The organism is Oerskovia paurometabola, from assembly GCF_016907365.1.
GTDB classification, from domain to species: domain Bacteria; phylum Actinomycetota; class Actinomycetes; order Actinomycetales; family Cellulomonadaceae; genus Oerskovia; species Oerskovia paurometabola.
Genome location: NZ_JAFBBV010000001.1, coordinates 44,524 through 66,073, shown reverse-complemented (window position 1 = coordinate 66,073; position 21,550 = coordinate 44,524). Strand labels below are relative to the sequence as shown.

The following is a 21,550-nucleotide window of genomic DNA, read 5'->3' as shown; positions in this document are numbered from 1 at the left end:
GAGTGCTGGTGAAGACGCCCACGGTGTACGACGTCGCGCAACGGGCCGGGGTGTCGATCGCCACGGTCTCGCGCGTGCTGCGTCGTCCCGACGACGTGCGTGAGCAGACGCGACGCGTCGTCCACGAAGCGATCCTCGAGCTGGGCTACGTGCCCTCGGGGTCCGCGCGCGGGCTGGCTGCCCGGCAGACGGGCGTCCTCGGTCTGTGCTTCCCGGACGTGGACGGCATCGACGACGTGGACGACCTGCCCGAGCCCGTCCGGGTGGGCCAGCACGTCGAGGTCGTCCGTGACGTGGGGACCGCCCCGACGTCGCGCTGGAGCAACCTGTACATCGGCGAGGTCATGCGCGGCGCCGAGCTCGAGGCCTGGCGCACAGGACTCGCCGTGATGATCACGGTCGCCCGAGGACTGCGCGGGACCGAGGCGGTCTCGGACCTCGCGGGTCGCGTCGACGGCCTGGCGGTGCTGTCGGCGACCGTGCCGGACGACCTGCTCGCGCACATCGCGCGCCGCATCCCCGTGGTGGTCATGGCGGGTCCGCGACGCGGCGACGCGCACGACCACATCAGCGTCGACAACTCGGCCGGGGTGCGCGCGCTCGTCGAGCACCTGGTGCAGGACCACGGGATCCGGGACCTGGCGTTCGTCGGCGGACCGGTCGAGGCGCCCGACGACCAGGAGCGCTTCTCGGGCTTCCGGTCGGCGGTCGCGGACGCCGGACTGCCGGTACCCGTCGCACCGCTCGTCCGGGGCGACTTCACCCGGACCGTCGCGCGCGAGATCGCGAGGAGCCTGCTCGCCGAGCGGCGCGCGTCGGGGACCCCGCTGCCGCGAGCGCTCGTGTGCTCCAACGACCAGACCGCGCTCGGCATCCTCGACGTCTTCACCGAGGAGGGCATCGACGTCCCGGGCGACGTGGTGCTCACGGGGTTCGACGGGATCGACGCGACCCAGGTTTCCATCCCGCGGCTGACGACGGTCCGCCAGCCCATGGTCGAGCTGGGGCGGGCGGCGGTCGAGCGGCTCCGGGTGCGCATGGCCGACCCGGCAGAACCTCCGGCGACGATCAACCTGCCGGTGCGCGTGCTCCTCCGGGAGAGCTGCGGCTGCCACTGAACGTCGCCGGCCTGGTCGGCCACCGTCGGCGTCCTCGCCGGTCACCGTCTGCGGTGGGTACGGTCGCCGTCGGCGTCCGCCACGGTTTGCCTCCCCTGAATGTATGCGCATACACTCGCCGGATCACAGCGCGCTGACCCGGCGTGCACAGCCCCTCGCAGGAGAGGCCTCAATGAAGAGGAGTGGATGTCCATGACGCGCACGACGCGCTCAGTGCGACAGGTCGTCGCGATCGCGGCGACCGCCGCGGTGCTCGCCACCGCATGCTCGGCCCCCGTGCAGAACCAAGGGGCCTCGGGCGGGACGGGCAGCGAGTCCTCGATGCTCATCGCAGCGGACAACGGCTCGCCGACGTTCGACCGGAACTTCAACCCGTTCTCGTCGGGCAAGCGCAACACCGCGACGTACATGTACGAGCCCCTCGTGATCATCAACGAGATGACGGGCGTCGAGACCCCGTGGCTCGCCACGGGCTACGAGCAGCCCGACGCGCGCACCGTCGTCTTCGAGATCCGCAAGGACGTCACGTGGTCCGACGGCGAGCCGTTCACGCCCGCCGACGTCGTCTTCACGTTCGACCTCCTCAAGGCGCACCCCGAGCTCGACCTCAAGGGCATCTGGAGCCACATGGAGTCCGCGGAGGTCGACGGCGACAACGTGGTCGTCCACCTCTCCGCCGACGACGTCCCGGCTGCCAAGATCATCGCGGGGGCGCTCATCGTCCCTGAGCACCTGTGGAAGGACGTGCCGGACCCGGTCACGTTCACGAACGAGGACCCGGTCGGCACCGGCCCGTACACGCTGGGCGCGTTCACCCCCAACCAGTACACGCTCGTGAAGAACGAGAAGTACTGGCAGGCGGACAAGGTCGCGGTCACCGAGCTCGTGCAGCCCGCGGCCAACTCCGAGCTCGACATCGTCAACAAGGGCTACGACTGGGCGTACGCGTTCATGAGCGACGTCGAGGACACGTGGGTCGCTGCGAACCCCGACCACAACACGTACTGGTACCCCGCCGGCGCGACCATCGCGCTCATCCCCAACATGACCAAGGCGCCGTACAACGACGTGAACTTCCGTCACGGCATCGCCTACGCGCTCGACAAGCAGCAGATCGCCGACAAGGCCGAGCAGGGCTACGTCGACCGAGCGAGCCAGACCGGCCTGATGCTGCCCAACCAGGAGGCGATCCTCAACGAGGAGATCCCCAACGAGGGCTACATCGACAAGGACGACGCCACGGCGCTCGAGTACTTCGAGAAGGCCGGCTACACCAAGCAGGGCGACAAGCTCGTCGACGCGTCGGGCCAGCAGCTCACGATCAACATCACGACCCCGAACGGCTGGTCCGACTGGCTCCAGGGCGTCCAGCAGGTCAAGAACCAGCTCAACGCCTTCGGCATCGAGGTCAGCATCGTCCAGCCGCAGCCGGCCGCGTACCAGCAGGAGATGCGCTCGGGCGAGTTCGACATGGTCATGGGCACCGTGGGCGGCACCGGCCAGCCCTACCAGGACTACAACGGGATGATGGGCTCCGAGTTCATCGCGGACATCGGCACGACGGCGTCGGGCAACTTCGGCCGCTTCCAGTCCGACGAGGCCGACGCGCTGCTCGCCGAGTTCAAGGTCACGGTCGACGAGGCCCGTCAGCAGGAGATCGTCGACGAGCTCGAGCGGGTCACCTACGAGCAGATGCCCATGATCGCGCTGTTCTACGGCGGCTCGTGGGGCCTGTTCTCCGAGAAGAGCTTCACGGGCTGGCCCAGTGCCGAGGACCCGTACGCGTCCCCGAAGACCTGGGACTCGACGCCGCTGCTCATCCTGACGAGCCTCAAGCCCGCGAGCTGACGCCCGTCCCTCGTCCGTGAGCCGGCGCCCCCCGCGCCCCGGCACGTACCGGCCCCGGCCGTGGCGCCGGCTCACGAACCCCCGCACCACCGAACACCCCGAGAAACCCAACCGACCCGACCCCGGGAGGCTCCGTGCGCTACGCGCTACGCAAGCTCGGCCTGCTGGTCCTGACGCTCTGGGCGGCGGTGACGCTCAACTTCGTCATCCCCCGCCTGATGCCGGGATCACCGGCCGACGCGGCGATCGCCAAGCTCGCCCAGAACGGCCCCGTCACCCCCGCCGTGCAGAAGGCGATCGAGGCACAGCTCGGCGTCCCCGACGGCAGCTGGTGGGACCAGTACGTGCAGTACCTGAACAACATCGTCCATCTCGACTTCGGGGTGTCGTACACGTTCTTCCCCCAGCAGGTCTCGACGCTCGTGGCGGGCGCACTGCCCTGGACGCTCGTCATGGTCGGGCTCGTGACGATCGTCGCGTTCGTGCTCGGCACGCTCATCGGGATCGGGGCGGCCTGGAAGCGCGGGACGTGGATGGACTCCGTCCCCACGGTCGCCGGCAGCTTCCTCTCGGCGTTCCCGTACTTCTGGACCGCGCTGCTCATCCTCTTCTTCCTGGGGTACGTCGCGGGCTGGTTCCCGACGTCGGGCGCCTACTCGGCCACGGCCGTCCCCAACTGGTCGTGGGAGTTCGTGGGTGACGCGCTCTACCACGCGGCCCTGCCCGCGATCACGATCTTGCTGACGTCTCTCGGCGGCTGGATCCTCGGGATGCGCAACACCATGATCAACACGCTCGGTGACGACTACGTGACGTTCGCCGAGGCGAACGGCCTGCGCGGTCGCACCGTCGCGGTGCGCTACGCGGCCCGCAACGCGATCCTGCCCAACCTGACCGGTTTCGGCATGGCGCTCGGCGGCGTGGTCGGCGGTTCCCTGCTCGTCGAGCAGGTCTTCCAGTACCCCGGCATGGGCTACCTGCTCTACAACGCCGTGACCAACCAGGACTTCCCGCTCATGCAGGCGCTGTTCCTCATGATCACCGTCAGCGTGCTCCTCGCGAACTTCCTGGTGGAGATCCTGTACGGCGTCCTCGACCCCCGGACGAGGCGGTGACCGACATGACTGATCCCATCTCCACCCTGACCACTCTCACCCCGGACCCGGAGGGCCCGGCCCCCGAGGCCGTGCGCCCCCCGAGCCGGCCGGCGAAGACCCGTCTGGGTCGCACGGCCCAGGTGATCGGCCGCGCGTTCGCGACGGTCTGGTCCAACCCGAAGGCCCGCGTGGGCCTCGTGCTCCTGGGCGTGTTCGTGCTCATGGCGGTCTTCGCGCCGCTGCTCGCTCCCTACAGCCCGCACGACGACTCGTTCGGCCGCAACGAACCGGGCAGCGCGGCGCACTGGCTCGGCACCACGGGTGCGGGGCAGGACGTCCTGTCGCAGGTCATCTACGGCGCACGCGTCTCGTTGCTCGTGGGCTTCGTGGCCGGTGGCCTGTCCACGGTCGTCGCGGTCGTGATCGGCCTGTCGTGGGGGTACCTGCGCGGCTGGGGCAACGACGTCGTGAACTTCCTCGTCAACCTGTTCCTCGTCATGCCCGGCCTGCCGCTCATGGTGATCATCGCCGCCTACCTCCAGAACGGCGGCCTGCCGATGATCATCCTCGTGGTGGTCATCACGGGCTGGGCGTGGGGCGCGCGCGTGCTGCGGTCCCAGACCCAGTCGCTGCGCTCGCGCGACTTCGTGACCGCGGCGATCTTCTCGGGCGAGAGCTCGGTGCGCGTGATCTTCCGCGAGATCCTGCCGAACATGACGTCGATGATCGCGGGGTCGTTCTTCGGTGCGGCGACCTCGGCGGTCCTCGCGGAGTCGGGCCTGTCGTTCCTGGGGCTCGGTGACATGTCGACCGTGAGCTGGGGCTCGATGATCTACTGGGCCCAGAACTCGATGGCGATCCTCACGGGCCAGTGGGTGCTCCTGTTCGCTCCTGGTCTGTGCATCGCGCTGCTCGCCACCTCGATGACCCTCGTGAACTTCGGCGTCGACGGGTTGTCCAACCCGCGGCTGCGGGAAGGAACCGGACGATGAGCCTCCTGGAGATCAAGGACCTGTCGGTCGTCTACGAGCCCCGTGGGGCCGAGCCGACGTACGCGGTCAAGGACGTGACCCTCTCGCTCGAGCAGGGCGAGTTCGTGGGCCTGGTCGGGGAGTCGGGGTCGGGCAAGTCGACCCTGGGCTTCGCGATCACGCGCCTGGCCAAGCCGCCCGCGCGCATCTCGTCGGGCCACATCGTGTTCGACGGCAAGGACATCGCGCACCTCGACGCCGAGGAGCTGCGCGTGCAGCGCCGCGGCGGGTTCGCGATGGTCCTGCAGTCGGGCATGAACGCGCTCAACCCGGTGCGCACGATCGCGCACCACTTCGGCGACGTCTTCGCGGCGCACGGTCACGTGCCGAAGACGGGCCGTCGTCAGCGCGCGGTCGAGCTGCTCGACAAGGTGCAGCTTCCCTCGACCGTGCTGGACCGCTATCCGGGGGAGCTCTCGGGCGGCATGCGCCAGCGCGTCTCGATCGCGCTCGCGCTCTCGCTCGAGCCCCGCCTCATGGTGTTCGACGAGCCGACGACGGCGCTCGACGTGCTGGTCCAGCACGCGGTCATGGACACGATCCGCGAGCTCCAGGCGGCCGAGGGCTTCACGGCGGTCCTCATCTCGCACGACCTGGGGGTCGTGCTGGAGTCCGCGCAGCGCGTCGTCGTGATGCACGAGGGCGAGATCGTCGAGGACGGTGCCTCGCGCCAGGTCTTCGAGGCGCCGCGTCACGAGTACACGCAGATGCTGCTGTCGCACTACGCGGACCCGCGTGCGGAGGTCGTCGAGCTGCCGGGCTTCGTCCCGCGAGCGGGCGGCCGCCCCGGGGCCGACACAGCCGGCACGAGCGCGACCGCCGCGGCGGACCGGGGCGCCGAGACCGCCCGCAGGCAGGACGGCTCCGTGCGCCGCGCGGCGCAGGACGCGATCGTGGTCGAGGGCGTGTCCAAGGTGTACCCGGCCCCGCGCCGGGGCGAGCAGCCCGTGGTGGCCGTGGACGACGTGTCGTTCCGGCTCGAGCCGGGGGCGGCCATGGCTCTCGTGGGGCAGTCGGGCTCGGGCAAGTCGACCATCGCCAAGATGGTCACCGGGGTCGAGCGGCCCACGTCGGGGTCGGTCACGTTCGGCGACCTGCGTGTCGACCGGCTGCGCCGACGCCAGCTCAAGGTCCTCCACAGCGATGTACAGATGGTGTTCCAGGACCCGTACTCCGCCCTGAACCCGCTGCACACGGTCGAGTACACGCTCACGCGGCCGGTCGAGAACTTCACCGGGCTCAAGGGAGAGGCGGCCCGGGCTCGCGTGCTCGAGCTGCTCGACACCGTGGGCCTCACGCCCGTCGAGCAGTACGCGGCCAAGCTGCCGCACCAGCTCTCGGGCGGTCAGCGGCAGCGCGTCGTCATCGCGCGGGCGCTCGCCTCGAACCCGCAGGTCCTCATCGCCGACGAGCCCGTCTCGATGCTCGACGTGTCCCTGCGGGCCGGGGTGCTCGCCCTGCTGGAGGGGCTGCGCGCCGACACCGGCGTCTCGCTCCTGTACATCACGCACGACCTGCTCTCGGCGCGCGTGGTCACCGACCGGATCATGGTGCTGCACCACGGCAAGGTCGTCGAGCGCGGGGAGACCGCGCAGGTCCTGCGCTTCCCGGAGGACGAGTACACGACCACGCTGCTCGACGCGATCCCGCAGCCGGCCCGCCGGTTCTCGGGCGGGGGAGCGGCATGAGCGCGGGCACGGTCCGGGGGACGGGCCGCGTGCGGGCGGGCGCGCCGTTCTCGGTCCTGCCCGTGCCCGACGGCGTCACGCCCCTCGTCCTGGACCTGGCGGTCGGTCCCGTCTCGGCCTTCCGTGCCGACGTGCCCGGCGGTGTCCCGGCTCGTGGCGTCGCGCTGGTCGTGCCGGGGTTCACGGGTTCCAAGGAGGACCACCGGCTCCTGCTGCCGCTGCTCGCCGCGCACGGCTACGACGCGTGGTCGTACAGCCAGCGGGGCCAGGGGGACTCGGTGGCCCCCGAGGGGGTCGACGCGTACGGCCTCGACGACTTCACGGGCGACGCCCTGGAGGTCGCGGAGATCGTCCGTGACGTCACGGGGGCCCGCGACCTGCACCTCGTGGGTCACAGCTTCGGCGGTGTGGTCGCCGGGGCGGCGGCGATCCGCGACCCGCGCCCGTTCGCCGACCTCACGATGCTCTGCTCGGGGCCGCGCGGGTGGGCGGGCCGCAAGGACGTCGAGCGCGCCCGGCTCGTGGGGGCGGGGGGTGTCGTGGACCTGTGGACGCTCGACAACGCCGAGCTGTCCCGGCGCATCGAGGTGCGCCCCGCGGTGCTCGACGCGCTCGACGCCGAGACCCGCTTCCTGCGGGACCGGTCGATCGCGACGAGCGTCGACAACCTGCTCGGTGCGATCGACGTCCTCGAGGACCCGACAGACCTCACGCCCGGCCTGGCCGCGACGGGCCTGCCCGTGCTCGTGGCGCACGGCGTCGACGACGACGCGTGGCCTCAGGAGTGGCAGCACGACATGGCTGGCCGGCTCGGCGGGCGCTACGCCGTGATCGACGGTGCGGGGCACCTGCCGAACATCGAGAACCCCGACGCGACGGCCGCCCTCCTCGCAGACTTCTGGGCCGGCCGCCCGCCCGGGCCCCCCGGACCGCAGGGCGGCTCCTGAGGCGCGCGGCGCCGTCGGGCACACAGACAGACCGACCGAACCATCGAACGAAGGAACACCACCGTGCTGCACTTCCCCGAGGGCTTCCGCTGGGGCGCCGCGACCGCCGCGCACCAGATCGAGGGCAACAACGTCAACAACGACTGGTGGCCGCGCGAGCACGCCGCCGGGACCACGATCGTCGAGCCCAGCGGCGACGCCATGGACAGCTACCACCGCTACCGCGAGGACATGGAGCTGCTCAAGAGCTTCGGCCTCGACACGTACCGCTTCTCGATCGAGTGGAGCCGCATCGAGCCCGAGGAGGGCTTCGTCTCCCGCGCCGAGATCGACCACTACCGCCGCATGGTCGACACCGCGCTCGAGCTGGGCATCGAGCCCATGGTCACGCTCATGCACTTCACGGTGCCGCGCTGGTTCGCGAACGACGGCATGTGGCGCAACCCGAAGGCCGCCGACCGCTTCGCGCGCTTCACCGAGCTCGCGCTCCCGATCCTGGGCGACGACGTCAAGTGGGTCTGCACGATCAACGAGCCCAACATCGCCGCGATGATCGCGGGCGGCGAGGACCCCGCGAACCTCGTCGCGTACGGGCTGCCGGACCCCGACCTGCAGGTCGCCGACACCCTGCTCGAGTGCCACCACCGCTCGCGCGAGGTCCTGTCCGGGGTCGACGGCGTGAAGTCCGGCTGGACCGTCGCGACCCAGGCGTTCCAGGCCGAGCCCGGCTGCGAGGACGTCGCCCGCGAGTACGGCTACCAGCGCGACGACTGGTACCTCGAGGCAGCCAAGGGCGACGACTGGGTGGGCGTCCAGGCCTACACGCGCACCATCATCGGCCCCGACGGGCCGCGCCAGGTCCCCGAGGGTGTCGAGACCACGCTCACGGGCTGGGAGTTCTACCCCAAGGCCCTCGAGGAGGGCGTGCGTTCCGCGTGGGAGCTCACCGGCGGCGTGCCGGTGTTCGTGACCGAGAACGGCATGGCCACGGCAGACGACGCGCGCCGCATCGACTACACCGAGGGCGCGCTCGCGGGCCTGCACGCCGCGATCGCCGACGGCGTCCAGGTCGAGGGCTACCTGCACTGGAGCCTGCTCGACAACTACGAGTGGGCCTCCGGGTTCCGCCCCACGTTCGGGCTGATCGCGGTCGACCGCGAGACGTTCGTGCGCACGCCCAAGCCGTCCGCGTACTGGCTGGGCGAGGTCGCGAAGGCCAACGGGCTGACCGTCCGCTGACCACCCGACGTCCGACGCGCGCCACCCGCGCGTGAGCCGGCCGACCCCGCGCCCCCGACCCGCCCGCACCCCGGCGGGCGGGGGCGCGCCCGTCACCCCCACGAGGAGAACCATGAGCACCGGCACCACCCCCACCGCAGCGCAGCCCGCCTACCTCGACCCCTCGTTGCCCGCGGCCGAGCGCGTCGAGGACCTGCTGGGGCGGATGACCCTCGCGGAGAAGGTCGGCCAGATGCTCCAGCTCAACGCCATGGACGACCTCGACGAGATCGTCCGGGTGCGCCTGGCCGGCTCGATCCTGCACGCCTCCCCGGCGCGCGTGACCGAGGCGATCGAGCTCGCGCGCGGCACGCGCCTGGGCATCCCGCTCCTCGTGGCCGACGACGCGATCCACGGCCACGCGTTCTTCCCGGGCGCGACGGTGTTCCCGACCCAGCTCGGCATGGCCGCGACCTGGGACGCCGACCTGGTCGAGCAGGTCGGCCGCGTGACCGCGGTCGAGGCCTCGGCGACCGGGCTGCACTGGACGTTCTCCCCGGTGCTGTGCGCGACGCGCGACCTGCGCTGGGGGCGCGTGGGCGAGACGTTCGGAGAGGACCCGTTCCTCATCGGCGAGCTGGGGGCCGCGATCGTGCGCGGATACCAGGGTTCGGGCCTGTCGGACCCGACGGCGGTGCTCGCCACCGCGAAGCACTTCGCGGGGTACTCCGAGACCCAGGGCGGGCGCGACGCGAGCGAGGCCGACCTCAGCCCGCGCAAGCTGCGGTCCTGGTTCCTGCCGCCGTTCGAGCGTGTCGTCCGCGAGGGCTGCGCGACCGTGATGATCGGCTACCAGGCGATCGACGGCGTGCCCATCACCGCGAGCCGCTGGCTGCTCGACGGGGTGCTCAAGCAGGAGTGGGGCTTCACCGGGACGCTCGTGACGGACTGGGACAACGTGGGCCGCATGGTCTGGGAGCAGCACGTCAGCCCCGACCACGCGGCGGCCTCGGCCGTCGCGGTCGACGCGGGCAACGACGTCGTCATGGCGACCCCCGGGTTCCTCGAGGGCGCGCTCGAGGCCCTGGGCGACGGGCGGCTGCGCGAGGAGCAGATCGACGACGCGGTGCGTCGCATCCTCACGCTCAAGGTCGGGCTCGGCCTGTTCGAGGACCCCCGCGGACCCGACGACGCGCGGCTCGTGAGCGACGTCGGTTCGTCCGCGCACGCCGCCGTGAACCTGGAGGTCGCGCGGCGCTCGCTCGTGCTGCTCGAGAACGACGGGACCCTGCCGCTCGCGGGCGGCCTCGCCGTCGGGCCGGGTGCCGCTGCCCGCGCCCTGCCGACCGACCGCCCGTGGACGGTCGCGGTCGTCGGTCCGAACGCGGACGACCCGCACTCGCAGCTCGGCGACTGGGCCGGGGCCTCGGGCCAGGTGAGCTGGATCCGCGACGGGCACCCGCGCGAGCTCGTCGAGACCGTGCTCGACGGGATGCGCGCGGTCGTGCCGGCGGACTGGACCGTGACGCACGCGCGCGGAGCGGACGTCGAGGTGCTGGCCCCGGACCCGGACGGCGCGACGTTCCCCGACGGGCAGCCGCGCCCGCCGGTCCTGGTCTCCGCGCCCACGCGCCCCGAGCTGCTCGACCCGGCCGTGCGCGACGCCCGCGCGGCCGACGTCGTGGTCGCCGTGGTCGGCGACACCATCGCCCTCACGGGCGAGGGCTGCTCGACCGCGACGCTCGAGCTCCAGGGCGGTCAGGTCGAGCTCCTGGAACGCCTCGTCGAGACGGGCACGCCGGTCGTGGTCGTGCTCGTGGCGTCCAAGCCGCACGTCCTGCCCCCGGTCGTGCGCCGCGCCGCCGCGCTGGTCCATGCCGCGAACCCGGGCATGCGCGGCGGGCGGGCCGTGGCCGAGCTCCTGCTGGGCCTCGTCGAACCGACCGGGAGGCTCCCGCTGTCTTACGCGGCGCACGCGGGCCAGCAGCCCGTGTTCTACCACCAGGTGCGCGGCCAGCACGGCACGCGCTACGCCGACATGAGCCAGACCCCGCCCTACGTCTTCGGCGAGGGGCTCTCCTACACGACGGTCGGGTACGCGGACCTGGAGGTCGAGCCGGGCACGGGCGAGGACGGGACGTTCGGGCCCGACGACGTCGTGCGCGCGAGCGTGCGCGTCACCAACACGGGGGAGCGGCCCACGGTCGAGACCGTGCAGGTCTACGTCCACGACCGGGTCACGTCGGTCACGTGGGCCGACCGCGAGCTCAAGACGTTCCGTCGCGTGCCGCTCGCGCCGGGGGAGTCCGCGGTGGTGCGGGTCGAGGTGCCCGTCGCCGACTGCACGCTCGTCGACGCGGCCGGGAACCGGGTCGTCGAGCCCGGCGACTTCGAGCTGCTCGTGGGGCCGAGCTCGCGCCGGTCCGACCTGCTCGGGGCGGAGTTCCGGGTGGGCTGACCGCAGGGCCCTCCGCGGTGCCCGGCGACTCGGCCAGAGGCCACCCGGGAACTCGCGTCATGGATCCGTTTCCATCCGGTCTCATCTACAGGAGCCAAGAACAGACCGGATCACAAACGTGGGCGACGTGCGGCGGCCACTGACGGAGGAACCATGTCCATCACGGAGCGAACGTCCGCGGAGTCACCCCCACCCGACGAGGTGCAGGAGGAGGTCGTGCTCTCCCGCCGTGAGCTCGTGGTCCTCACGCACCTCACCGAGGACATGACCCTGGAGCAGCTCGCGGCGATCCTGTTCGTCACGCGGAACACGGTCAAGTCCCAGCTGCGCAGCATCTACCGCAAGGTCGGCGTCTCGAACCGGGCCGACATCCTGCGCTGGGCGCGGGACCGCGGCATCTCCTAGGCCGGACCCCGGGCCAGACGCCGGCGCGCCCTCGGGCGTGCGGACGCGCACCCGAGGTGCGCGCCGGACAGGTGGTGGGATGCTCGAGGGACGGGCCGGTCGACGACGACGGGCCACGAGGTTCCGAGGCGAGCATGGGACAGGAACAGCAGGAGCCGGACGACCCGACGGTCACGGATCCCGACCACTACCGCGTGGTCTTCGAGAACGAACGGGTCCGGGTGCTGGAGTACGAGGACCAGCCGGGCACGCGCACGCACCCGCACCATCATCCCGACAGCGTGATGTACACGCTGAGCGGCTTCGAACGGCGCATCTCGTCGGGCGACCGGGTCATGGAGGTCGTGCTGGGGCCGGGGGAGACGCGCTGGCTGCCGGACCAGGTGCACGTCGGGGAGAACACCGGGACGACGCCCACGCACGCGATCTTCGTCGAGCTCAAGGAGACGGCCGCGGGCCTGCGGTCGGGCGAACGAGAAGAGGGTGGGCTCGGGGCCACTTCCTGACCCGTCGCCGCGGCGGTGTCAGTGGAACTCGTGACCCGCGTCGTCGGTGCCGACAGCCTCCATCGTGACGTCCTCGCCCGGGGCGGAGGGCAGTGCGACGAAGCGCATCTCGACCAGGACCACGTCCTGGCACTGCGGGCACAGGCGCTGTTCTTTCCATCGGCGGTGCGGCATCGCGATCCTCGGTTCTTGCGGGTAGAGCACGGCCGTCGCAAACGCCCCTGACCGGCCGACGGCCGGTCAGGGGCGTTGTCTCGCTGGGGTGGCGACGCGGGCAGGGGCTCGCGTCGCCGTCGCTGATCGTAGCCCCTGGCGACGGTCCGCGGATACGGGTCCGAGAAGTTCTCACGGCGCCGTCCAGCGGGTCAGCGAGCGAGCCGTTCCACGACCCTCCCGTAGAGCCAGGGGGCGTGCGCCGCGAGCGGCACGATCGCCCGGCGCGCGGGCGAGGTCGCCCACGCGACGAGGCCGGAGGTCAGCACGCGGTAGTCGCGCGTGACGCGCGACCAGTCGCGCTCGTAGGCGTCCGCGTCGTCCAGGTGCCCGACGGCGGCGCTCGCCTGCGCGAGCCCGACCCGCAGCCCTTCGCCCGTCAGGGCGTCCACGTACCCCGACGCGTCCCCGACGAGGCGCACCCGGCCGGTGCTGCGCCGTCGGGAGCGTTGGCGCAGGGGCCCCGCGCCGCGCACCGGGCCCAGCGGTTCGGCGTCCCGCAGGTGCTCGCGCAGCTCGTCGAAGCCCGCGAGGGCGTCGTCGAAGTGCGTCCCGGTGGGCCCCAGCATCGCGATCCCGACGACGTCCGGCGCCACGGGCGTCACGTACGCCTCGACGTGGTCGCCCCAGTGGACCTCGACCAGGTCCGTCCACGCGGGCACGCGGAAGTGGCGGCGCAGGCCGAAGCGGCGCCGCGGGTCCGGGCCGGGGCGTACGGGCGGTGCGGTGCCGCCGAGCTCGGTGGGGATGCGTGCGGCGTGCGGCGCCACGTCCACGCCCGGGTCCGCCGCGACGTCGGTGCCCTCGGCGCCGTGGCGGCTGCGTGCCAGGAGCGACTCGTGCGCTGGCGCGTCGGCCCCGATCTCGAGCCCGGCGAGGTGCCGCACGGTCGAGTGCAGCCCGTCGCAGCCGAGCAGCCAGCGGGCGCTGATCCCCGCGGCCGACACCTCGGCGTCGGTCTGGTCGATCCGCTCGACCCGGCCGGTCACGGTCGCGGCCCCGAGCGCGGCCGCGCGCTCGGCGAGCGCGGCGTGCAGCGTGGTCCGCCGCACGCCCCGGCCCTGCCCCGCCGTGAAGAGGTGGTCGGCGTGCCGGTGCGCGTCGCGGTAGCTGATGCCGCGAAGCACGTGGCCGTCAGGATCGACGTCGAGGGCCTGGAGCGCCCGCAGCGCGCCCGGCATGAGGCCCTCGCCGCACGCCTTGTCCACAGGACCTGTGCGCGGTTCGACCACGACGACGTCGTACCCCGCGAGCCGCGCCTCGATCGCGGCGGCCAGCCCGACCGGCCCGCCGCCCACGACCAGGACGTCGGTGTCGGTCACGTGCGGGGGAGCGCGTCGAGCGCGCGCTCCTCGGCCGGGAGCCGGAACCGCAGCAGCAGCACGGCGTTGAGGACAGTGAAGACGAGCGCGGTCGTCCAGCACGAGTGGACGAGCGGCAGGGCGAACCCCTCGACGACCACGGCGACGTAGTTGGGGTGCCGGAACCAGCGCTGACCGGGGTGCTGCGCGATCCAGCGGTAGGGACCGCGGTCGACCCACGGCAGCCCGGGGACCACGATCACGCGCGTGTTCCACCGGGGCCCGAGCGAGCTGATGCACCACCAGCGCAGCGCTTGGCTCGCGACCACGAGCACGAACGCGGGCCACCCGACCCACGGGATGAACGGCCGGTCCGCGACGTTGACCTCCACGACGCACGCGACGAGCAGGCCCGTGTGCAGGGCGACCATCGCGGGGAAGTGGCCTCGCCCGGTCTCGATGCCGCCGCGCTCGAACGACCACCTCGCGTTGCGCGCCGAGACCACGAGCTCGGCGAGCCGTTCGAGCGCGGTCGCCCCGACCACGACGTAGAAGAAGACGAGCATCAACCCTCCAGCGGCGACGCGGGCAGGCGCAGCAGCACGAGCTCGGCGCTCACGCCCGGGCCGAACGCCATGAGGACCCCGTGCTGCGGGCCCGTGGCGCGCGGCGTCGGGGGGCGCCGCGCGGGCGGGGTCTGCCCGCGTCCCGCGAGCGTGGCGGCGAGCACGTGCAGCACCGACGACGAGGACAGGTTCCCGACGGCGGCGAGCGACTCCCGGCTGAGCCGCAGGTCGGCCTCGTCGAGGCTCAGGGAGTCGCGCACGACGTCGAGGATGCGCGGCCCGCCCGCGTGCACGACCCACGTCCCGACGTCCTCGGTCACGAGGTCGTGCTCGGCGAGCAGCGACTTCACGTCGCCCGCGAGGTGCGCCGCGATGACCTCGGGCAGGCCCGCGGACAGCACGATCCCGAACCCGCTGTCGCGGATCGTCCAGCCGAGATGGTCGGCGGTCTCGGGGTACAGGCGGCTGCGCGTGTCGACGACCTCGACGCCGCGGGGGGCGCCGTCGGGCAGCCCTGGCGCGAGGCCCGCCGGGTGCGCGTCGCCGACCATCACGACCGCGGCCGCGCCGTCGCCGAACAGGCCCGTCGAGACGAGGTTCGCCATGGAGTCGTCGCCGTGCTGGAGCGTCAACGAGCACAGCTCGACCGAGACCAGCAGGGCCACGTCCTGCGGGTGCCCGGCCAGGTAGTCGTGCACGCGCGCGATGCCCGCGGCTCCCGCGACGCAGCCCAGCCCGAACGACGGCAGCCGCTTGACGTCGGTCCGCAGACCCAGGCGCGTCACGAGCTGTGCGTCGATCGAGGGCGCCGCGATCCCGGTCACCGAGGTGAAGAGCAGGAAGTCGACCTCCTCCGGCGCGACCCCCGCGGCATCGAGCGCGGTGCGGCACGCCTTTTCGGCGAGGTCCGTGCCGACGCGGATGAAGTGGTCGTTCGCGACCCCGAACGACGTGAGCCCGGCGTACTCGTCGAGGGCCAGGGCCGTGTGGCGGGTCCGCACCCCGCTCGCCTCGTGCAGCCGCCGGAGGACGGCGCGCTTGGCGGGCGACGGGGTCAGCAGGGGCCCGATCGTGTCCGTGATCTCGCTCTGGGGATGTGCGACGCCCGGCAGTGCCGGTCCGACCGCGAGCAACCGCGACATTCCCGCATCGTGTCACGGCGACGCGCAGGCCGCGCGTTGCTAGCGTCGGATGGTCGAGGACCTCCACGACGGCGGGGACGGCAGAGACGGCGGTGCGGTGACGAGGACGACGAGGGAGACGGCCCTGGCGACGGCGTGGGGGCTCGCTCTCGCGAGCCATGCGGGCCCCACGGTCGTGGTCACGGTTCTCGCGGGCTTCTTCGCGGCAGGCGTGGGCTCGGGCCCCGGCCCGACGGCGCTCGTCACGGCCGCGGTCCTCACCGGTCAGCTCTCGGTCGGGTGGTCCAACGACTGGCTCGACGCCCGGCGCGACGTCGCGGTGCAGCGCACCGACAAGCCCGTCGTCGCGGGCCTCGTCACGACCCGGCAGGTGCACGCCGCCGCGCTGGTCGCCGCAGGGCTGTGCGTGGTGCTGTCGCTCGCGACCGGGATCGTCGCAGGGCTGGTGCACCTCGTGGCCGTCGCGAGCGCGTGGTCCTACAACGCGTGGCTCAAGTCGACCGTGTGGTCCTGGGCGCCCTACGCGGTGTCGTTCGGTCTGCTCCCGCTGTTCGTCGTGCTCGCGGGCCCCGGCCGCGCCGCCGCCCCCTGGGCCATGACCGCGACCGCGCTGCTCGGCGTCGGGGCCCACGTCGCCAACACCCTGCCCGACCTCGAGGACGACCGCGCCACCGGCATCCGCGGGCTGCCGCACCGGCTCGGCCGGACGCGGGCGAGCGTGCTGGCCCCGACCGTGCTCGTCGCGGCCGTCGCGGTCGTGGTGCTGGGCCCGCCCGGGCCGCCGAGCGTCGCGGCCTGGGTGGGTGGGGCCGTCGCGGTGGCCCTCGCGGTGTCCGCGGGCGTGGTGGCCGTGCGGCGGACCGCGAGCCGGCTGCCCTTCGCGCTCAGCATGGCCGTCGCGGCGGTGTGCGCGGTGCTGCTGGTGCTGGCGGGACCGGACGTCGCGCTGCCGGGGTGAGCGGCGTCGTCGGGCCTCTGGGCGGCCGGTCAGGCCGGGGCGCGCGTGCGCGACGCGAGGAGGCGGTGACCCACCGCGAGCACCGCGACCGCGACCACCGCCGCGGCGACGGTGAACAGGGCGCGTTCGAGGTCGGCCACGAGCACCACGTCCTCGCCGCCCGACGTCTGCAGGATCACCGCCGGGGTCAGGAAGAGCGTGAAGACCCAGTACGGCTGCTTGAGGTACGCCCACCCCGCGGCCCCCGTCAGGACGAGCGCCACGAGCGACAGCACGGCCGGGGACCCGCTCAAGAGGTGCGCCACGACCCCCGCGAGCACCGCGCCGGCGACCGTGCCGCCGACCCTGGCCGCGGTCCGTGAGAGCGTCGCCGCGAAGTACGGCTGGACGACCACGAACAGCGTGAGCAGCAGCCACCACGCGTTGGGCGAGTCGACCCAGCCCATCGCGACGTAGGTCGCGACGCCCGCCAGGACCGCGAGCGCCAGGCCGAAGTAGGTCGCGGTCCGCTCGGGCACGGGGTGGGGGCCGGGCAGACGCATGCCACGCGTGAGGACTCCACCGATCAGCGCCGTCCACAGGCCGCCGAACGCGACCCACCCGGCCATGGCCGCGAGGGCGCCGAGCGACGTCGAGGGGCTCACGGTGCCCGAGGGGAGCGCGACGAGCGGGCCGCCGATGAGCGCGAACGCCGTCTGGGGTCCCACGAAACTGCCGATCCCGTGCCAGCCCCTGACCGCGGAGAAGCCCACGCACGCGCCCAGGACCGTCATGTAGACGGCCCCTGCGAGCGGCCAGTCGCTCAGCGAGACGCCGACCGCCATGCACAGGGCCGTGAGCGGCCCCGCGACGAGCGCGGCGCCCCGCCCCACGAGCAGGCCCACGCCCGCCGGGAGCATGCCGAGGTAGACGAGCGTGCCGTCGTGCTTCCATGGCGAGAGCATGAGCGCGACCATGGGCGCGACGAGCAGCAGGACCAGACCGACCTTGCGGGGGCTCATGGATCACACGCTAGGTCGGCCCGGGGGATTCGGCTCGGCGGGACGGCTCAGTACGGGAGGTCGGCGCCGCAGCTCGGGGTCGCGACGCCGTCGACGCGCATCTGGGCGGCCCAGGTCCACCCGGGTCCGCCGTCTCCGAGGGCGTCCGCGGGGAGCTCGATCACGCCGGGGCTCGTGGGATCGGCGCCGAGGCCGGTGTAGCCCGTGTCGAGCGGGGTCGCGTACAGCTGCTGGGCTCCGTCCGGGCCCGTGAGGACGGCCTCGAGCGAGACTGCCGCGCCCGCCGGGAGGTCGCCGTACCAGGTGAGCGTGACCTCCGACCCTGGGCTGCCGGCCGTGTAGGGGTGCGTCACCCCCAGGCGGCTGATCGTGCCGGACGCCGTCGTGCTGCTGAACGACGCCTCGCCGAGCCGGGCCGGGTCGGGGCGGTCCTCGTGCTCCCACGTCGTGCAGGCCACCGACACCGACCCTCCGCCGCTGGTCGTGGTGGGGCCGTAGGCGTACAGCAGCCCGGCCACGCACAGGACGGTCGCCGCCCCGGTGACGACTCTCGACCCCCTGCGGTCCTGTCGGACGAACGGCGCGAACGACGTGTGGGGCTCGGGCGCGACCGACCTCACGACGACCGTCGACAGCAGGCCGTCCGCGAACGTGCGGTGCTGCTCGTCCCACAGCGGGCGCAGGTATCCGACGAAGCACAGCGCGTCGAGGAGGTGCGCGAGCCAGCGCAGGACGGTGGTGAGGAAGCCGACCGGGCGGCCGGAGTCCCGGTCGACGACGACGATCCCCACGGCTCGCTTGCCGGGCGTCGCTCCCGTGTACGCCTGGAGCAAGGTCATCGCGAGCACCGCGCCGATCATCCACGCGCTCTCGGACCAGGTCACGCCCTCGAACGGGCTGCCCGTGCTGCCGTTGTTGTCCAGACCGGGGAGCGCGCTCGGCGCGACCCCCGGGCCGACGACCACGAACATGAGCCCGGCCAGGATCGAGTTGTCGAGCAGGAACGCCCCGACGCGACGCAACCAGCTCGCGTACGGGCCGAAGAGCGGGGCGTCGTCGAGGTCGGTGAGGTCCGGGAGGGAGGGGGCACGGCCGGGAGGGAGGGCGGTCGCGGGGTGCGCGGCGGGCTCGGCGAAGCCGTAGGCGGGGGCGGCGGCCGAGGCCCCGACCGCTACCGGGACAGGCTCGTGATGGTCACCGTCGTGCGGTGCAGGCGTCGTCGCAGGGTCCCCCATGGGACGAGGGTCCCAGATTCGGTGCGGGTTGTCAGCCGGCCCCCTCGTGGGGGCGGCCGAAGCGCAGCGGCTCTCAGGCCGTCGCGCCCACGGGGGCCGCGCTCGCCGACGCCTCGGCGGGCAGCTCGTGCAGCGCCGCGACGAGGGGCGCGAGCTCCTCGACCTGGCAGGCCTCGGTCAGCGCCTGCTCGAGGGCCGCGTCGTGCGTGGGCCGGGCCTGGCGCAGGAGCTGTTCGCCCTGCGGGGTGAGCTCGGTGTAGATGCCGCGGCGGTCGTCCTGGCACAGGATGCGTGTGAGGAGGCCGCGGTCCTCGAGGCGGTTGACGAGGCGCGTCGTGGCGCTGCTGCTCAGGGCCGCGGCGCGCGCGAGCTGCTGCATGCGCATGTGCCAGCCGTCCTGGCGCGAGAGCGCGTCGAGCACGGTGTACTCGACGACCGAGAGGCCGTGGTCGGCCTGGAGCGCGCGTTCGAGCGCGGCGTCGAGGATACCGTGCAGCGCGGCGAGCGTGCGCCAGCCCTGCGAACGGATCTCGACTGCGTCGTCCCCGATGCCCATGCGTGCCTCCTGTGCTGTCGTGACGTCGCTCTCAACTATACCGCTTGTGTGAACTACCGGCGCGTGCAACTATTTAGGAGGCGCCTGCAACTACTGCACGCGCCGGTTGTTGCACACACGCTGTTGCGCGAGGTGCCAGACACAGACAAGGAGCAGCGCATGCCGCTGGGTCTTCTCGCCCTCGCCGCCGGGGGCTTCGGGATCGGGCTCACCGAGTTCGTCATCATGGGTCTCCTGCCGGAGATCGCCACCGAGCTCGGCGTGACCGAGGCCGTCGCCGGCTACCTCATCTCGGGCTACGCGCTCGCGGTCGCGGTCGGCGCGATCGGTCTCACGGCCGCCGTGATCCGCCTCGACCGCAAGACGGTCCTCGGCAGCCTCATGATCCTGTTCATCGCCGGGAACCTGCTCTCCGCCCTCGCCCCCACCTACGAGCTGCTGCTCGCCGGCCGCATCCTCGCGGCGCTGTGCCACGGCGCGTTCTTCGGTATCGGCGCGGTCGTCGCCGCGGACATGGTCGCCCCGGCCAAGCGGGCGGGCGCCATCGCGACGATGTTCGCGGGCCTCACGACCGCCAACGTCCTGGGCGTACCGTTCGGAACGTTCCTGGGCCAGCAGTACGGCTGGCGCTCGACGTTCTGGGCCATCACGGCCATCGGCGTGGTCGCGCTCGTCGGGATCGTGCTGCTCGTGCCGGCCACGCGCCGGGCGTCCCTCACCTCGCTCACCCCGTCCCTGCGGACCGAGCTCGCGGCCTTCCGCACCCCGCAGGTCTGGTGGTCCATCCTCGTGACCGTGCTCGGGTTCGGCGGCATGTTCGGCGCGTTCACCTACATCGCGTTCACGGTCACCGAGGTCGGCGGGTTCGCGACCACGAGCGTGCCGTGGCTGCTGGTCCTGTTCGGCGTGGGGCTGTTCGTCGGCAACTACCTGGGCGGCAAGGCCGCGGACCGCTTCCTGACCGCGAGCCTGCTCGCGATCCTCGGCGCGCTGACCGTGGTCCTCGCGGTCTTCGCGCTCACCGCGACGAGCCAGGTCATGACCCTGGTCTCGCTGTTCCTCATGGGGGCGTTCGGGTTCGCGACCGTGCCCGGCCTCCAGATGCGCATCATGGGCCACGCCCAGGCCGCCCCGACCATGGCGTCGGGCGCCAACATCGCTGCGTTCAACGTGGGCAACGCGCTGGGCGCGTGGATCGGCGGCCTGACCATCGCGGCCGGGCTCGGCTTCACCTCGCCCCTGTGGGCGGGCGCCGCGCTGACGCTGCTCGCGGTCGTGGCGCTCGGCGTCGCGACGCTCCAGGAGCGGCGCGCGGTGCCTGCCGTGCCGCCCGTGCCGCCTGTGCCGCCCGTCCCCGTCGCGGCGCACTGACTCACCTACCACCCTCAGGAGGAACCATGACCAGCACCACCACCGTCCCCGCGGTCGCTCTGCGCGGCGGGACGAGCATCCCGCAGCTCGGCTTCGGCGTCTTCCAGGTGCCCGACGGCGAGGCCGCCCACGTCGTCTCGCTCGCCCTCGACGCCGGGTACCGCAGCATCGACACGGCTGCCGCCTACGGCAACGAGAAGGGGGTCGGCGCGGGCATCGCGGCTGCGGGCCTGCCGCGCGACGAGGTGTTCGTGACGAGCAAGCTGTGGATCGACGCGATGGCGCGCGAGGCCGTGCGTCCCGCGTTCGAGCAGAGCCTCGAGCGGCTCGGGCTCGACCGCCTCGACCTGTACCTGATCCACTGGCCCGTGCCCGGGGCGGGCCGCTTCGTCGAGGCGTGGGAGGAGCTCGTCGCGCTGCGCGACGCGGGACTCGTCCGGGAGATCGGCGTCTCGAACTTCACGGCCGAGCACCTCGACGCGGTCGTCGCGGCCACGGGTGTGACGCCGGCCGTGAACCAGGTCGAGCTGCACCCGGCGTTCGCCCAGCGTGCCCTGCGCGAGCACCACCGCGAGCTCGGGATCGTGACCGAGGCGTGGAGCCCGCTGGGCCAGGGGACCGTGCTGGGCGACCCGGTCCTGGGTGCGATCGCCGGCGCGCACGACGTGACGCCCGCGCAGGTCGTGCTCCGCTGGCACCTGCAGGCCGGGACCGTCGCGATCCCCAAGTCGGTGACCCCCGAGCGCATCGCGTCGAACCTCGACGTGCTGGGCTTCGAGCTGTCGGCCGAGCAGGTCGCGGCGATCGACGGGCTCGACCGGGCCGACGGCCGGATCGGGCCGGACCCGGACGCGTTCAACGGCTGAGCTGCGGCACCCGCCGCCGAGAAGT

General features: G+C 72.8%; 20 protein-coding genes. 13 read left to right on the top strand and 7 right to left on the bottom strand.

The features are described from left to right. Positions 1-8: 8 nt before the first annotated feature. The 10 genes from JOD48_RS00280 to JOD48_RS00235 all read left to right on the top strand — a co-directional run bounded on the left by JOD48_RS00280 (position 9) and on the right by JOD48_RS00235 (position 12,316). Positions 9-1,118 (top strand): LacI family DNA-binding transcriptional regulator, encoded by a 1,110-nt coding sequence (locus JOD48_RS00280; protein WP_191791143.1) that lies wholly within the window; start codon positions 9-11, stop codon positions 1,116-1,118. Between the two features lie 192 nt (positions 1,119-1,310). Then, complete coding sequence (locus tag JOD48_RS00275; RefSeq protein ID WP_225227179.1) at positions 1,311-2,966, top strand: ABC transporter substrate-binding protein; 1,656 nt, start codon at positions 1,311-1,313, stop codon at positions 2,964-2,966. Between the two features lie 134 nt (positions 2,967-3,100). Then, on the top strand, positions 3,101-4,081 hold the full coding sequence (locus JOD48_RS00270) for an ABC transporter permease (RefSeq protein WP_204806621.1): 981 nt from the start codon (positions 3,101-3,103) through the stop codon (positions 4,079-4,081). A 5-nt stretch (positions 4,082-4,086) separates the two neighbouring features. Continuing rightward, positions 4,087-5,055: an ABC transporter permease gene (locus tag JOD48_RS00265; RefSeq protein WP_191791140.1), complete on the top strand. Its 969-nt coding sequence runs from the start codon at positions 4,087-4,089 to the stop codon at positions 5,053-5,055. Beyond that, a complete protein-coding gene (locus JOD48_RS00260; protein ID WP_204806619.1) occupies positions 5,052-6,782 on the top strand; it encodes an ABC transporter ATP-binding protein in 1,731 nt (576 codons plus the stop codon). Before JOD48_RS00265 ends, JOD48_RS00260 begins: the two co-directional genes overlap by 4 nt. Next, positions 6,779-7,729: an alpha/beta fold hydrolase gene (locus tag JOD48_RS00255; protein WP_204806617.1), complete on the top strand. Its 951-nt coding sequence runs from the start codon at positions 6,779-6,781 to the stop codon at positions 7,727-7,729. Before JOD48_RS00260 ends, JOD48_RS00255 begins: the two co-directional genes overlap by 4 nt. 63 nt (positions 7,730-7,792) lie before the next feature. Then, positions 7,793-8,968: a glycoside hydrolase family 1 protein gene (locus JOD48_RS00250; RefSeq protein WP_191791137.1), complete on the top strand. Its 1,176-nt coding sequence runs from the start codon at positions 7,793-7,795 to the stop codon at positions 8,966-8,968. A gap of 112 nt (positions 8,969-9,080) precedes the next feature. Further along, complete coding sequence (locus JOD48_RS00245; protein WP_204806615.1) at positions 9,081-11,405, top strand: glycoside hydrolase family 3 N-terminal domain-containing protein; 2,325 nt, start codon at positions 9,081-9,083, stop codon at positions 11,403-11,405. Between the two features lie 153 nt (positions 11,406-11,558). Continuing rightward, positions 11,559-11,810, top strand: a complete 252-nt coding sequence (locus tag JOD48_RS00240; protein WP_191791135.1) for a helix-turn-helix domain-containing protein — start codon at positions 11,559-11,561, stop codon at positions 11,808-11,810. Positions 11,811-11,944: 134 nt separating this feature from the next. Beyond that, the gene (locus JOD48_RS00235; protein WP_204806613.1) at positions 11,945-12,316 is read left to right on the top strand and encodes a cupin domain-containing protein; all 372 of its coding nucleotides are present in this window, start codon (positions 11,945-11,947) and stop codon (positions 12,314-12,316) included. Between the two features lie 18 nt (positions 12,317-12,334). On the opposite strand, the gene JOD48_RS00230 is transcribed toward JOD48_RS00235, so the two are convergent. The 4 genes from JOD48_RS00230 to JOD48_RS00215 form a co-directional block, all read right to left on the bottom strand. Then, on the bottom strand, positions 12,335-12,490 hold the full coding sequence (locus JOD48_RS00230) for a hypothetical protein (RefSeq protein WP_168210015.1): 156 nt from the start codon (positions 12,488-12,490) through the stop codon (positions 12,335-12,337). A 191-nt stretch (positions 12,491-12,681) separates the two neighbouring features. After that, positions 12,682-13,851: an NAD(P)/FAD-dependent oxidoreductase gene (locus tag JOD48_RS00225; protein ID WP_204806610.1), complete on the bottom strand. Its 1,170-nt coding sequence runs from the start codon at positions 13,849-13,851 to the stop codon at positions 12,682-12,684. After that, positions 13,848-14,396, bottom strand: a complete 549-nt coding sequence (locus JOD48_RS00220; protein WP_191791132.1) for an isoprenylcysteine carboxyl methyltransferase family protein — start codon at positions 14,394-14,396, stop codon at positions 13,848-13,850. Before JOD48_RS00220 ends, JOD48_RS00225 begins: the two co-directional genes overlap by 4 nt. Continuing rightward, the gene (locus JOD48_RS00215) at positions 14,396-15,538 is read right to left on the bottom strand and encodes a type III polyketide synthase (protein WP_204806607.1); all 1,143 of its coding nucleotides are present in this window, start codon (positions 15,536-15,538) and stop codon (positions 14,396-14,398) included. The genes JOD48_RS00220 and JOD48_RS00215 overlap by 1 nt, the downstream gene beginning before the upstream one ends. A gap of 49 nt (positions 15,539-15,587) precedes the next feature. Between JOD48_RS00215 and JOD48_RS00210 the strand changes: the two genes are divergently transcribed. Further along, positions 15,588-16,496, top strand: a complete 909-nt coding sequence (locus tag JOD48_RS00210) for a UbiA family prenyltransferase (RefSeq protein WP_204806605.1) — start codon at positions 15,588-15,590, stop codon at positions 16,494-16,496. Between the two features lie 29 nt (positions 16,497-16,525). Here JOD48_RS00210 and JOD48_RS00205 read toward each other — a convergent pair whose 3' ends face one another. From JOD48_RS00205 to JOD48_RS00195, 3 genes are all read right to left on the bottom strand, one after another. Then, on the bottom strand, positions 16,526-17,497 hold the full coding sequence (locus JOD48_RS00205) for an FUSC family protein (protein WP_204806602.1): 972 nt from the start codon (positions 17,495-17,497) through the stop codon (positions 16,526-16,528). A 47-nt stretch (positions 17,498-17,544) separates the two neighbouring features. Continuing rightward, positions 17,545-18,732, bottom strand: coding sequence for an RDD family protein (locus JOD48_RS00200; protein ID WP_204806600.1), 1,188 nt, complete (start codon positions 18,730-18,732; stop codon positions 17,545-17,547). A gap of 73 nt (positions 18,733-18,805) precedes the next feature. Continuing rightward, positions 18,806-19,288 (bottom strand): MarR family winged helix-turn-helix transcriptional regulator, encoded by a 483-nt coding sequence (locus JOD48_RS00195; RefSeq protein ID WP_191791127.1) that lies wholly within the window; start codon positions 19,286-19,288, stop codon positions 18,806-18,808. 159 nt (positions 19,289-19,447) lie between these two features. Here JOD48_RS00195 and JOD48_RS00190 point away from each other — a divergent pair, with 159 nt between their 5' ends. After that, a complete protein-coding gene (locus JOD48_RS00190; RefSeq protein ID WP_204806598.1) occupies positions 19,448-20,659 on the top strand; it encodes an MFS transporter in 1,212 nt (403 codons plus the stop codon). Between the two features lie 26 nt (positions 20,660-20,685). Continuing rightward, positions 20,686-21,525 (top strand): aldo/keto reductase, encoded by an 840-nt coding sequence (locus JOD48_RS00185; protein ID WP_204806596.1) that lies wholly within the window; start codon positions 20,686-20,688, stop codon positions 21,523-21,525. Positions 21,526-21,550 lie beyond the last annotated feature (25 nt).